7 protein-coding genes and 1 pseudogene are annotated in these 12,461 nt (G+C 67.4%); all 8 read right to left on the bottom strand.

Annotated features, from left to right (window positions below; all coding sequences use genetic code 11):
• Window positions 1-138: 138 nt before the first annotated feature.
• Window positions 139-999: pseudogene (locus J0I79_RS33085) on the bottom strand (DMT family transporter); the annotation flags it as partial.
• Between the two features lie 134 nt (window positions 1,000-1,133).
• Window positions 1,134-1,820: an aspartyl/asparaginyl beta-hydroxylase domain-containing protein gene (locus tag J0I79_RS33080; protein ID WP_292869736.1), complete on the bottom strand. Its 687-nt coding sequence runs from the start codon at window positions 1,818-1,820 to the stop codon at window positions 1,134-1,136.
• A gap of 58 nt (window positions 1,821-1,878) precedes the next feature.
• Window positions 1,879-3,378, bottom strand: a complete 1,500-nt coding sequence (locus tag J0I79_RS33075; protein ID WP_292869733.1) for an efflux transporter outer membrane subunit — start codon at window positions 3,376-3,378, stop codon at window positions 1,879-1,881.
• Window positions 3,379-3,388: 10 nt separating this feature from the next.
• Window positions 3,389-6,544 carry an efflux RND transporter permease subunit gene (locus tag J0I79_RS33070; protein WP_292869730.1) on the bottom strand — a complete coding sequence of 1,052 codons (3,156 nt, stop codon included), beginning with the start codon at window positions 6,542-6,544 and terminating at the stop codon, window positions 3,389-3,391.
• A 3-nt stretch (window positions 6,545-6,547) separates the two neighbouring features.
• A complete protein-coding gene (locus J0I79_RS33065) occupies window positions 6,548-7,834 on the bottom strand; it encodes an efflux RND transporter periplasmic adaptor subunit (protein WP_292869727.1) in 1,287 nt (428 codons plus the stop codon).
• Window positions 7,818-10,964: an efflux RND transporter permease subunit gene (locus J0I79_RS33060; RefSeq protein WP_292869724.1), complete on the bottom strand. Its 3,147-nt coding sequence runs from the start codon at window positions 10,962-10,964 to the stop codon at window positions 7,818-7,820. Before J0I79_RS33060 ends, J0I79_RS33065 begins: the two co-directional genes overlap by 17 nt.
• Complete coding sequence (locus J0I79_RS33055; RefSeq protein ID WP_292869721.1) at window positions 10,961-12,112, bottom strand: efflux RND transporter periplasmic adaptor subunit; 1,152 nt, start codon at window positions 12,110-12,112, stop codon at window positions 10,961-10,963. Before J0I79_RS33055 ends, J0I79_RS33060 begins: the two co-directional genes overlap by 4 nt.
• Window positions 12,093-12,284, bottom strand: a complete 192-nt coding sequence (locus J0I79_RS33050; RefSeq protein WP_292869718.1) for a hypothetical protein — start codon at window positions 12,282-12,284, stop codon at window positions 12,093-12,095. The genes J0I79_RS33055 and J0I79_RS33050 overlap by 20 nt, the downstream gene beginning before the upstream one ends.
• Window positions 12,285-12,461: the final 177 nt, after the last annotated feature.

Below are 12,461 nucleotides of genomic sequence, written 5' to 3'. Positions count from 1 at the left end.
CGACGCGCACTTCGACGAAATGCGCGCACCAGGAGTGGCGGGAATAGTCGCCCTCGGTGTGCGGCAGCGACATGGCGATGGTGGTGTAGTTCTTGTAGCGGTCTTCCGCCGTCGAGTTGGCGGGCATGGTGTCGCCTGTGGCTTCGACGTCAGCGCCGTACCGGCCGCGGCCACGATCACCGCGACAACACCGGCCAGTTGCGGCATGGTGAGCTTTTCGTGCAGGAACAAAAAACCGGCTAGCGCGCCGAGGCCCGGTTCCAGGCAGGTCAGCGTGCCGTAGATGCGGGCCGGCATGCGCGTCAGCGCCACCATCTCCAGGAAGAACGGCAGCGCGCTGGAGAACAGGCCGACCAGCAGCGCGCTGACGAGGATGGACGGCGCGAGCAGCCCGCTTCCCGCCTGCGCTATGCCGAAGGGCAGCACCAGCACGGCCGCGATCGCCATGCCGTAGGCGGTGGTGCGCGTGCCGAGTTCGGCGCCGGCCTTCTGTGCCAGCACGATATAGAGCGCCCAGAAGCCGCCGGCCGCCAACGCCAGCATCACGCCGGTCGGGTCGAGCGGCTGCATCGAGTGGATGAAGGGCGACAACAGGAGGATGCCGGCCACCGCGATCGCGATCCAGGCAAAGTCGCTGGCCCGCCGCGAGGTCAGGGTCGCCACCAGCAGCGGACCGGAAAACTCCAGCGCCACCGCGACGCCCAGCGGAATCCTGGCAAGGGCGGCGTAGAACAGCAGGTTGAGTGCGGCGAGTGTTACCCCATAGGCGACCAGCCAGGGCAGAGTGGCGCGCGAGGGCCGCATTTGCCAGGGCCGCAGCACCGCGATCAGCATCAGCGCGCCGATCACCAGCCTCAGCGTCGTCGTGCCCTGCGCGCCGATCACCGGGAACAGCGTCTTGGCGAAGGTGGCGCCGATCTGGATCGACACCATGGCCCCCATCAGCGCCGCGACCGGCAAAGGCGACGCTTCGCGATGGGCTATCGTCGTCGATGTCACTTGTGCTTCCTCCATGCCGCAATGCGCGAAAGGCCGGCGGCATGGGAGATAGGGCGAGCCTGACCGCCTGTCATGAGGCAGCGAAGGCGGCCGATAGGGTCAGTATTGGCGCGCCAGTGCCGGCGCCGCCGGCTTCAGCCGGAAAACGACACGCCCCTGTGGCGCATCCCGGCCTGCACGCCGCGCACGATCAGCCTCGACAGGATTTCCATGTCGAGCGGCATTCCCGGACGCCAGACATCGAGCAACAGCGCCACCCGCCCTTGATCGGAATTGTTCATCACCTCGTGCGGAAACGTGTCGTCCCACAGCATGCCCTCACCGTCGGTGATCCGCCGCTCCTGATGGTTGATCATCATGATGGTTGCCGGGCGCCCGTCGGCCTGCCGGGGGATAACCAGGCCGAGATGGAAGCGCATGATGCCGCGAAACGGGCCGCGATGGCTGGGAATGTGCTTGCGCGGCGCCAGGAAAGAGACAGCCGCCGATTTGACCTCCGGGCATTGCGTGAGCAACCCCGCCAGAACGGGCATGCGCGCCAGGTTCTCGGGAACCCCAAGGTCATAGGCCTTGAGCACCAGCATGCGCCAGTCCAACCCGTCATTGGCCGAAATCTCGGCCTGCTCGGGCATGATGTCGTGGAAGCGTGGCGCCTTGCCCGGGTTCGCCGCAAGCGCCTCGTCGCGTATGTCTTGCCAGGCGGCGATGAATTTCGCCGCGTTCGGGAAGTCCGTGGCGCAGTCGAGGATCGGCGGCGCGTCTATGCGCTTTTCATAGACACGCCGGACCGCGCCGGATGCAAGATCGTAGAGCTGCGACATCTCATGGCCTCCTGCACAGCATAGCCGGACATTCGCCGGTATGGATCGCACTTCTTGTTCACGGCTTCGCGAGCTTCGCCGCCAGCCTTGGCCCTGTCTTGACGTCGACGATCTCGGGCCTGGCGCTGTCGACCGCGCCGTCCCAGCCGCCGCCGAGCGCCTTGTTGAGGGCGATGTAGTTGGTCGCCAGAAGAACGCGGCTCTGCAGCAGCGAATCCTCCGCCGTGTAGAGCGAACGCTGCGCGTCGAGCACGTCGAGCAGGCTGGTCTCGCCGGCCTTGTAGAGCGTTCCTTCCAGGCGTGCCGCATCGCCATAGGATTTCGCCGCCGAGCCGAGCTTGCCGATGCGCACGCGCTCCTGCGCCAGCGAGACCAACGCATTCTCGACATCCTCGAGCGCTGTGAGCACCGAGGTCCGGTAGGCGATGAAATACTGGTCGCGCTGCGCCTGGGCGACCTCGACGGCCGCCTTCAACTGCCCGGCATTGAACAGCGGCACGCTGAGCGTCGGCCCGAACGACCAGCCGATCGAGGAGTTCTTGCCGAGGTCGCCGAGTTGGTAGGCTGTCGTGCTGATGTTTCCGGTCAGGCTGACCGAGGGATAGCGCGCCGCCTCGGCCTGGCCGACCTTGGCGGTGTATTGCGCATATTGCCGCTCGGCCATCCGCACGTCGGGACGCGACAGAAGGATGTCCGCCGGTACCCCGGTCGGGATCGGCAGCTTTGGCGCGGGGATAGGCTTGGCGCGCTTCAGCCGCTCGTTGAGCGCCGCCGGCGGCTTTCCGGTCAGCACCGACAGGCGATGCACCGCCTCGGCATAGCTTGCCTCCAGCGTCGGCACCGCGGCCTCGGTGCTGGCCGCTTGCCCCATCGCCTTGGCGACGTCGGCCGCCGTCGCCGAACCCGCCAGCGCCATGGTCCGGGTCAGCTCGGCGGTCTGCCGCTGCGAGGCGGCCGAACGCCGGGCGAGCGCGATGCGCGCCTGGTAGCCGCGCGCCTGGGCGTAATAGGAACCGACATCGCCGACCAGCGTCAGGAGCGTCGAGCGCAGGTTCTCCTGCGAGGCATCGACGCCGTAGCGCGCCGCCTCCACGCTCCTGCGGTTGGCGCCGAACAGGTCGAGTTCCCAGCTGGCGTCGAAGCCGGACTGGTACTGGCTGTAGGCATCGCTGGCGGTGCCGCCCGAGGTGGCGGCGGCCGTCTTGTTGCGGGTTGCCGATGCCGAGCCGGTCGCTGAGGGAAACAGCGTGCCGGCGGATTGCCGGTAGCTGGCGCGCGCCTCGCGGATCTTGGCTCTTGCGGTGGCGACATCGAGATTGCCGGCGACCGCTTCCTCGACAAGCCTATCGAGCTCGGGGTCGCGCAGGCGCTGCCACCATTTGGAGAGCTGCGCCGGCTGTGCCGATTGCGCCGGCTTCTGGCCGCTCCAGTTCGCCGGCATCGGCAGGATGGGCGTCCGGTAGTCCGGGCCGACGACGCACCCCGCGAGCAGCGCCGCGCTGACGATAGGCGCAAGCAGCCGCCTCGCGGCCGACTGGCCACGTTCAAAACCTGTCATGGGAAGTTCCTTACTGCTGGTTGACGGTCGCCGGCGTCTCGCCTGTGTCTGGACCCGTATCCGGTTTGGCCACCCTGCCCTTGAAGATCCGACGCACCGTGACGAACAGCAGCGGCACCAGGAACACGCCGATCACCGTCGCCGCGATCATGCCGCCCATCACGCCGATGCCGACCGAGTTCTGCGCGCCCGACCCCGCCCCGCTGGCGATCGCCAGCGGCGTGACGCCGAGGATGAAGGCCAGCGACGTCATCAGGATCGGCCGCAACCGTTGTCGCGCCGCCTCCAGCGTCGCTTCCACCAGCCCCATTCCGGCCGCCTGCCGCTCGATGGCGAACTCGACGATCAGGATGGCGTTCTTGGCGGCGAGACCGATCGTGGTCAGCAGACCGACCTTGAAATAGACGTCGTTGGTCTGCCCGAAGATCGTTGCCGCGGCGAGCGCGCCGAAGATGCCGATCGGCACCGACAGCATGACCGCGAACGGGATCGACCAGCTTTCATAAAGCGCGGCCAGGCACAGGAACACGACCAGCGCCGAGATCGCGTAGAGCGCCATGGCCTGGTTGCCCGAAAGCCGTTCCTGGTGCGACAGGCCCGTCCATTCATGCGAATAGCCCGGCGGCAATTGCGCCACCAGTTTGTCGATCTCGTCCATCGCCGCGCCCGAACTGACGCCCGCCGCCGCCGCGCCCTGGATCTCGACCGCGGCCGAGCCATTGTAGCGTTCGAGCCGGGGCGAACCGAAGGTCCAGTGGCTGGAGGCGAAGGCCGAGAACGGCACCATGGCGCCGCTGGAGTTGCGCACCTGCCATTTGTCGAGATCTTCCGGCTGCATGCGGAAATTGGCGTCCGACTGCATGTAGACCGGCTTCACCCGACCGCGATCAATGAAGTCGTTGACATAGTCGCTGCCCCAGGCGCTGGACAGCGTGTTATTGATGTCGGCAAGGCTGACGCCCAGCGCGCTCGCCTTCTCCTGGTCGATGTCGACCGAGAATTGCGGCTGGTCCTCCTGGCCGTTGGGCCGCGTGTTGGCCAGCACCTTGCTCTGCGCGGCAAGGCCGAGCAGTTGGTTGCGCGTCTGGATCAGCGCGTCATGGCCTGCGCCGTTGACGTCCTGCAGGTAGAAGTCGAAGCCGTTGGTGTTGCCGAAGCCCTGGATGGCGGGCGGCGCCAGCGCGAACACCTGCGCGTCCCTTATCTTGGAGAAGGCGCCCATGGCGCGGCCGGCGATCGCCTGCGCGGCCATGGCGGGCGACTTGCGCTGATCGAAATCCTTCAGCCGCACGAAGCCGATGCCGACATTCTGCCCGGCGCCGCCGAAGCCGAAGCCCGAGGCGGTGAAGACGCCTTCGACCGCGTCCTTCTCGTCCTTCAGGTAGTGATCGGTCACCTGCGCCAGCACGCGCTCGGTGCGGTCCTGCGTGGCGCCGACCGGCAGGGACACGCTGGTGATCAGGATGCCCTGGTCCTCTTCCGGCAGGAAGGAACTCGGCAACCGCGCGAACATCCAGCCCATGCCGATGACGATCGCCAGGAACACGACGAGGAAGCGCTTGCCCCGGTTGATGATGCCGTGCGAGCCGTCGCGATAGGCCGTCGTGCCGCGGTCGAACATCCGGTTGAACCAGCCGAAGGGGCCGGTCTGCGTGGCATGGTCCTTCGGCGGCTTCAGGATGGTGGCGCACAGCGCCGGCGTCAGCACCAGCGCCACCAGCACCGAAAGCACCATGGCCGAGACGATGGTGACCGAGAACTGCCGGTAGATGATGCCGGTCGAGCCGCCGAAGAATGCCATCGGCACGAACACCGCCGACAGCACCGTGGCGATGCCGATCAGCGCCCCGGTGATCTCGTTCATCGATTTTCGCGTCGCCTCTTTCGGCGGCAGCCCCTCCTCCGCCATGACGCGTTCGACGTTTTCCACCACCACGATGGCGTCGTCGACCAGAAGCCCGATCGCCAGCACCATGGCGAACATGGTCAGCGTGTTGACCGAATAGCCGAACAGCGACAGCACGCCGAACGTGCCGAGCAGCACCACCGGCACGGCGATGGTCGGGATGATCGTCGCCCGCAGATTCTGCAGGAAGATGAACATCACCAGGAACACCAGCACGATCGCCTCGGCCAGCGTCTTGACCACCTCCTCGATCGACAGCCTAACGAAGGGCGATGTGTCGTAGGGATAGACCACCTCGACGCCCTGCGGGAAGGTCGAGCTCAACCGGTTGATGGTCGAGCGCACGGCTTCCGCCGTGCTGATGGCGTTGGCGCCTGTCGCGAGGTTGACCGCGACGCCCGCCGCCGGCTTGCCGTTGTAATTGGCCTGCGTGGTATAGCTCTGGGCGCCGAGTTCGACGGTGGCGACATCGTTCAGCCGCACCAGCGATCCGTCGGTCTGGCTCTTCAGGATGATGTTGCGGAACTGTTCGGCCGTCTGCAGCCGGCTCTTGGCCGTCACCGTGGCGTTGAGCTGCTGGCCCTTGCGCGCCGGCAGGCCGCCGAGCTGGCCGGCCGAAACCTGCGTGTTCTGCGCCTGGATGGCGCTCGCGACATCGCTCGGCATCAGCGCGTATTTGGCGAGCTTGTCGGGATCGAGCCAGATGCGCATGGCATAGCCCGAGCCGAACAGCTGCGTGGAGCCGACACCCTCGACGCGCTTCAGCGTGTCGTTGACGGTGGCGTTGACATAGTCGGCGAGATCGGTCGAGTTCATCTTGCCGTCGCTGGAGACGAAGCCGATGACCATCAGGAAGCCGGTCGAGGATTTCGACACGGTGATGCCGTTGCTCTGCACCACCTGCGGCAGCTGCGACTGCACCAGTTGCAGCTTGTTCTGCGTCTGCACCTGCGCGGTGTCGGGATCGGCCGAGCTGGTGAAGGTCAGCGTGATCGAGGCCTGCCCGGTAGAGGTCGACGTCGCCGTCATGTAGTCGAGATTGTCGATGCCGGTCATGCCTTGCTCGATGACCTTGGTCACCGAGTTTTCCACCGTCTGGGCGTCGGCGCCCGGATAGGTGGCCGAGATGTTGACCGTGGTCGGCGCGATCTGCGGATATTGCGAGATCGGCAGCGATTGCAGCGCGAGCAGGCCGCCCAGCATGATCACGATGGCGATCACCCAGGCGAAGATCGGCCGGTTGATGAAGAATCCTGACATGGCTCAGTTCCCGGTCGAGGCGCCTTGCGCCGGCTTCTGGCCGCTGTCGGCGACGGTGGAGGTGGCGGGCGCGGTCGACGAGGTCTGCGCGCGATCCTTGATTTCGCCGGTCGCCTCGTCGATCGTCACTTCGACGCCGGTGGCGTCGCCGCCGGGGCGCACGAGCTGCAGCCCCTCGACGATGACCCGGTCGCCGTCACCGACGCCCGAATCCACCAGCCAGTTGTTGCCGACCGTGTTGCGCACGGTGAGCACGCGCGTCTCGACCTTGCCCTGCGCGTTGATGACCATGGCGGTCGCCTCGCCCTTGGTGTTGCGGGTGACGCCGCGTTGCGGCACCAGGAAGCTGTTCTGGGCGACGCCCTCCTCGACCAGCGCGCGCACATACATTCCGGGCAGCAGCAGCCGATCGGGATTGGGGAATTCGGCCCTGAGCGCAAAGGTGCCGGTGGTCTGGTCGACATTGGCGCCGGCGAATTCGAGCTTGCCGGTCTGCTGATAGATGGTGCCGTTCTCCAGCTTCAGCTTGACCGAGACATTGGGGCCGCTGAACTTCAACCGCCCTTCCGAGATCGCCTGGCGCAGATTGAGCAGGTTGGTGCTCGACTGCGTGACGTCGACATTGATCGGGTCGAGCGAGCGGATGGTGGTCAGCACCGTCGCCTGGTTGGTTGTCACCAGCGCGCCCGGCGTCAGCGTCGACTTGTCGATGCGGCCGGCGATGGGCGCGGTGATCGAGGTGCGGTTGAGGCTGATGCGCGCGGTCTCCACGCTCGCCTTGGCCGAGGCGACATCTGCCTGCGCCTGCGCCAGCGTGGCGGCGGCATCGTCATAATCCTGTTTGGAAACAACGTTCTGTTTCAACAGACCGGCATAACGGTCGAACTTGGCCTGCGCGGTCGGCACCGCCGCTTCCGCCTTCTGCTGCGTCGCCAGCGCGCTGTCATAGGCGGCCTGGTAGCTGGCCGGGTCGATGAGGTAGAGCGGCTGCCCCACCACGACCTCGGCGCCTTCCTTGAACAGGCGCTGCTGGATGATGCCGTCCACCTGCGGGCGGACCTCGGCGACCAGCGAAGCCGCCGTGCGCCCCGGCAGTTCGGCCGTGATGGCGACCGATTGCGGATGCAGCGTGACGACGCCGACTTCCGGCTTGCCGACGCCGCCCATGCCGGCGGGCGCCTTGCTGCCTTCCTGCGAGCACGCCGCCAGCAGGAGCACGGCGCAGGCCATGCCGGCCCACGGCGTGAAACGGCGCATCGGCAGCGCAAAATGATTAGACTGGATAGGCATGGTCTGGATCTTTCGCTGGGGTTGCGGTCGCCGCCTGGCGGTCGGCATCGGATCGTTCCACGAGCAACCGGGAGAGGTGTCGGCCGAGGAAACGCTGGAGGTCGTCCATGAAGGTGTAGACGACCGGCACATAGACGAGGCTGAGCACGGTCGAGGAGATGAGGCCGCCGATGACGGCAATCGCCATCGGCGCGCGCGTTTCGGCGTCGGCGCCGATGCCGAGCGCGATCGGCAGCATGCCGACGCCCATGGCGATCGATGTCATGACAATGGGGCGCGCCCGCTTGCGGGCGGCGTCGAGCAGTGCTTCGAAGCGGCTCATCCGACGCTCCTTCTCCGCGACCAGGGCGTACTCGACCAGCAGGATCGAATTCTTGGCCGCGATGCCCATCAGCATCAATATCCCGATCAGCGGCGATATGCCAAGCGCCTTGCCGGTGATCAGCATGAAGCCGAGCGCGCCGCCGACCGACAGCGGCAGCGCCACCAGAATGGTCACCGGCTGCACGAAGCCGCGAAACAGAAGCACCAGCGTCAGGTACATCAGCAGGATGCCGGCCGCGATCGCGGTGGCGAAACCGGAAAACAGCTCCTGCATGCGCGCGGCATCGCCACGCGACAGTTCGTGCACGCCGACAGGCAGGTCGCGCATGACAGGCAGGGCGCGGATCGCCGATGTCGCCTGGCCAAGCGTCAGCCCGGAAAGATCGGCCTCGATGGTGGCGCTGCGGCTGCGCCCCACCCGCGTGATGCTGTTCGGCCCGGCATTGAAGCCGATATCGGCGACCGCGCCAAGCGGCACCGTGCCCTTGCTGCCGGTCAGCGGCAGCACCGCCAGCTTGGCGGGATCGTCGATCGCGCCATCGGGCAAGGTCACCATGATCGAGACCTGGCGGTCGCCGAGATTGAACTTGGCAAGGCTGGTGTCGGTGTCGCCGATGGTGGCGATCTTCACCGTCGAGGCAATCTCGGTCGGCGTCACGCCGAGCGCCGCCGCCCTGGCGCTGTCGGGCCGCACGATCAGCTCCGGCTTGGTCGTCGCCGCCGTTGACTTCGGGTTGATCAGCCCCGGCACCGTCTTCATCTGCTCGATCAGCGCGGTACTGGCCTTCTCAAGTGCGGCGCCATCGTCGGCGACCAGCGTGATCGCCACCTTGGCGCCGGCAAAACCGTCGGCGCCAAACTGGATGCGCGCGCCCGGGACCTCGTTGAGCTTCGGCGAGGCCTCGGCCTCGAACTGCTGCTGGCTCATCGCGCGCTCGGCGCGCGGCTTGAGGTTGACCGTGATGTTGGCGGTGCGCACCTCGGCCGAGCTCGACCCCTGGTTGGGACCGCCGCCGGACGACGCCGCCGTGCCGATGGTGGCGAAGATGCTGTCGACAGCCGGCTCGTCCTTGAGACGGCTGGTGATGTCCTGCATTACGGCGGTGGTCTGCTCGATGGTCGATCCCGGTTGCAATTCGACCGAGATCATCGAGCGGCCGCGATCGGCCGCCGCCATGAATTCCGTCGGCAGCTTCGTCGCCAGCAGCATCGAACCGGCGAAGAAGGTGATGCCGGCGGCGAGCGTGATCCAGCGATGGTCGAGCGCCTTGCGCAGCAGCCAGAGATAAGTCGGCACCCAGCGCGGCATGTCGTCCTCGTCGTGCCCGCCGGCGCGCACCAGATAGGCGCCCATCAGCGGCGTCAGCATGCGCGCCACCAGGAGCGAGAACAGCACCGACACGCAAACCGCGACGGCGAACGAGAAAAAGAACTTTCCCGGAATACCGGGCATGAAGGCGACCGGCACGAACACCGCCACGATGGTCGCCGTCGTCGCCACCACGGCCAGCCCGATCTCGTCGGCCGCCTCGATCGCCGCCTGGTAAGCGCTGGCGCCGGTCTGGCGCATGTGGCGCACGATGTTCTCGATCTCGACGATGGCGTCGTCGACCAGGATGCCGACGACCAGCGACAGCGCCAGAAGCGTGATGTTGTTGAGCGAGATGTCGAACGCCACCATGACCGCGAAGGTCGGGATCAGCGACAGCGGCATGGCGACGGCCGAGACCAGCGTCGCCCTGATGTCGCGCAGGAACAGCCAGACCACGCCGACCGCCAGCAGAGCGCCGAGCCAGAGCGCCTCCAGCGCGGCATCATAGCTCTCCTGCACGAAGCCGGAGGACGAGGTGACTTCGGTGAACTTGGCGATGGTCGTGCCGACGCCCATTTGCGCAATCGCCGCACGCGCCGCCTTGACCACGTCGATCTCGCTCGATCCGACCGAGCGGTAGATGTTGAAGGCGACCACCTGCCGGCCGTCGAAATAGGCGGCCTGGCGCGGCTTTTCCCAGCTGTCGGTGACGGTGCCGAGATCCCGGAGCCTGACGTCGCCGGCCCCGCCGAGCGCGATGCGCGTGTCGGCCAGCGCCTCGACCGTGGTGGCGCTGGCCAGCGTGCGCACCGACTGCTCCTGGCCGCCGATGGTGGTGCGGCCGCCCGGCTGGTTGACATTGTTGGAGGCAAGCGTCTGGCTGACATCGCCGGCGCTGATGCCGAGCGCGGCGAGCCGGTCGGGATCGAGCGCGACGCGGATGACGCGGTCGACACCGCCCGAGCGCGTCACCTTGGAGACGCCGTCGACGCCGAGCAGCACCTTGGCGACGTCATTGTCGATGTACCAGCTCAGCGCGTCCGGGGACAGCGTCGGCGCCTCGACGACGAAGGTCAGCACCGAATTGCCCGTCGCGTTGACCTTGGCCACGACAGGCGCCTCGGCCGCCGCCGGCAGGCTGGACTGCACCTGCGAGACGGCGTTGCGCACATCGTTGGTGGCCGTCTCCGGATCGGTGCCGAGCGTGAACTCGACCGTGGTGACGGACGAGCCCTCGCCGATCGAGGTCGAGACATCGTCGACGCCTTCGAGCGTCGCCACCGTGTTCTCGATGACGCGGGCGACCTGCACCTCCATCTCGCTTGGCGCGGCACCGGGCTGCGAGACCGTGACAGTGACCGTCGGCAGGTCGATGTCGGGCATGTTGTTGGTGCGCAGATGCGAAAAGCCCCACAGGCCGGCGATCGTCAGCGACAGGAACAGGACGATGGTCGGCACCGGGTTGCGGATCGACCAGGAGGAGATGGCGTTCATCGCGCCGCCTCCGCCGCCCGGGCGTCCGCTGCTTGCTCGGCGCCCGCGACACGCACCAGATTGCCGTCGCTGAGGAAGCCGGCGCCGGCGACGACGACGCCATCACCTTCCGCCAGCCCGCTTTCGATCGCGACGCGGCCGTCATGGCGGGCGCCGGTGGTCACCGGATGGATGACGGCCTTGCCGGCGGCGTCGACGACGAACACCGCCGGCTTGCCGTCCTGCCACACAAGCGCCGCCTCGGCGACGCTGAGCTGTTGCGCGGCGGCGCCCGCGATCGAGACGCGGGCGAACATGCCCGGCTTCAGGCCCGAGCCTTCGCCCAGCGCGACATAGACGGTGGCGAGCCGCGTGGTGGAGTTGACCGTCTGGCCGATCGAGGAGACGTTGCCGGCGAAGTGGCGGCCGGCCGCGTCGACGACATCGGCCGCCTGCCCGACCGAAATGGCCGGCAGGTCCTTTTCGGGAACCAGCACGCCGACCTCGAGCCTGCCGTCGCGGATGATCTTCATCAGTTCGGTGCCGGCCTGGACGATCGAACCGGCCACCGCCGGGCGGCTGGAGACGATGCCGTCGAAAGGCGCGCGGATGGTGGTGCGGTCGAGCTCGGCCTGCAGCCGGTCGGCGGCCGCCTGCGCCTGCTCGACCTGCGCCCGGCCGGTCTTCACGGCGGTCGCCTTGTCCTCGGCCGTCTCGGCGCTGATGGCGTTGCTCACCAGCAATTTGTTGGCGCGGGCGGCGGCTGAAACGGCCGAGTCCAGCGTTGCCTGCGCCTGCGTGACGGCGGCTTGCTGTTCCGCCAATTGTGCCTTCAGCAGCGAGGCGTCGAGCCGCGCCACGACATCGCCGGCCCGCACGGCGTCGCCTTCGGCCACCAGCACGTCGGTCAGCCGCAATCCGCTCTCCTCGGCGCCGATGGTCGCCTCCTGCCAGGCCGCGACCGTGCCGGTGGCGCTGATCGACGAGGCGATCGCCTCCGCGCGCGCCTTCTCGACGGTGACCGTCAAGGTGGCGGCGCGCGGCGCTGCCACCGGCGCGGCGGCTTCGGCTGATGTCGCGCGGCCATAGGCCTTGAGCACCGCCATGGTGGCGAGTGCGACCAGCAGGGCTGCAAGCACGAAATAGGTTTTACGCGATCTTGCGGTCATGATGTCCGTGGCCGTTTTGGCCTTGCGAAAGCGGCAGCGACAGACGCCAGGCCGCGAAGCTCAGGCGGACCGCGCCCTTCAGCGTGTCGGCCGGCAGCACCGGCGGCGCAGCGGGATGATTGGCGGGCAGTGAAAATCTCGGACTGGCCGATGCGATCAGCCGCAGCAGCATCAGGGCTTCCCACATTGTCGTGCTTCCAGGTCGATGGGTTCAGGCCGGCCCTGATCGGACCAGCCATGATTTGAACCGGATGGCGCAATTACGCGCGCCATCCGGGCAGGTGCCGGCCGGCCCGAGTACGGGTTGGGCACCGGGACGGCCGGCGCAGCCGGTCAGAGTTATCAGCCA

The organism is Mesorhizobium sp., from assembly GCF_017306585.1.
Classification (GTDB): Bacteria; Pseudomonadota; Alphaproteobacteria; order Rhizobiales; family Rhizobiaceae; genus Mesorhizobium.
The sequence above is the reverse complement of the archived record's forward strand: the minus strand, read 5'-3'. Positions and strand labels throughout refer to the sequence as shown.

What these genes read in the sequence shown, in the direction of transcription:
- J0I79_RS33050 (WP_292869718.1), bottom strand. Translation starts at nt 12,284, where the DNA reads ATGCTGCTGCGGCTGATCGCATCGGCCAGTCCGAGATTTTCACTGCCC.
- J0I79_RS33065 (WP_292869727.1), bottom strand. Translation starts at nt 7,834, where the DNA reads ATGCCTATCCAGTCTAATCATTTTGCGCTGCCGATGCGCCGTTTCACG.
- J0I79_RS33080 (WP_292869736.1), bottom strand. Translation starts at nt 1,820, where the DNA reads ATGTCGCAGCTCTACGATCTTGCATCCGGCGCGGTCCGGCGTGTCTAT.
- J0I79_RS33070 (WP_292869730.1), bottom strand. Translation starts at nt 6,544, where the DNA reads ATGTCAGGATTCTTCATCAACCGGCCGATCTTCGCCTGGGTGATCGCC.
- J0I79_RS33060 (WP_292869724.1), bottom strand. Translation starts at nt 10,964, where the DNA reads ATGAACGCCATCTCCTCCTGGTCGATCCGCAACCCGGTGCCGACCATC.
- J0I79_RS33055 (WP_292869721.1), bottom strand. Translation starts at nt 12,112, where the DNA reads ATGACCGCAAGATCGCGTAAAACCTATTTCGTGCTTGCAGCCCTGCTG.
- J0I79_RS33075 (WP_292869733.1), bottom strand. Translation starts at nt 3,378, where the DNA reads ATGACAGGTTTTGAACGTGGCCAGTCGGCCGCGAGGCGGCTGCTTGCG.